The 873-nt window shown below is 77.8% G+C and carries 1 protein-coding gene; it reads left to right on the top strand.

What is annotated here, in order from left to right; all coding sequences use genetic code 11:
- A partial coding sequence (locus tag B7767_RS40970) for a BTAD domain-containing putative transcriptional regulator (protein WP_179167527.1) occupies positions 1-873 on the top strand: 873 nt, incomplete at both ends.

The following is an 873-nucleotide window of genomic DNA, read 5'->3' as shown; positions in this document are numbered from 1 at the left end:
CACCTGGACGTGCTGCGCGCCCGGCACACCGCCGCCCTCGCCCTCGGCGACGCCGAGCAGTCCCTGCCCGAGCTGACCGCGCTGTGCGACGGCCACCCCCTCGACGAACCCCTCCAGGCGCTGCGGCTGCGCGCCCTGCGCGACACGGGCCGCACCGCCGAGGCCCTGGCCGCCTACGAGGACGTACGACGCCTGCTCGCGGACCGCCTCGGCTCCGACCCCGGCACCGAACTGCGCGCACTCCACGCCGAGTTGCTGAGACCCGGGCCGGCGGCCGGAACCCGGGCCGGTGCGCCGCCCGGCAACCTGCGGGCCCGGCTGACCTCGTTCGTCGGCCGGGAGGCCGACATCGAGACCATCCGCGCCGACCTCGCCGCCGCCCGCCTGGTGACCCTGCTCGGACCGGGCGGGGCCGGCAAGACCCGGCTGTCGCAGGAGGCCGCCGAGACCGTACGGCAGACCCTCCCCGACGGCGTGTGGCTCGCCGAACTCGCCCCCGTCGACGACCCCGACGCCGTCCCCGAGGCCGTCCTCACCGCCGTCGGCGCCCGCGAGACCGTGCTCTACGGCGCCGGCGCCGAGAGCATGCGGGCCGTCACCGACCGGCACGACGACCCGGTGGAGCGCCTCGCCGAACACTGCGGCCCGCGCCGCATGCTGCTGATCCTGGACAACTGCGAGCACGTCGTCGAGGCCGCCGCCCACCTCGTCGAGGCGCTGCTGGAACGCTGCCCCCGGCTCACCGTCCTCGCCACCAGCCGCGAACCCCTCGGCGTGCGCGGGGAGTTGCTGCGGCCGGTGGAGCCGCTGCCCGAGCCGGTCGCGCTGCGCCTGCTCGCCGACCGGGGGGCCGCCGCCCGGTCGGCGAGCAGG

Origin of the sequence: Streptomyces sp. 13-12-16, assembly GCF_002114215.1 — a bacterium.
GTDB lineage: Bacteria > Actinomycetota > Actinomycetes > Streptomycetales > Streptomycetaceae > Streptomyces.
This window is presented reverse-complemented; position numbering and strand designations above follow the sequence as displayed.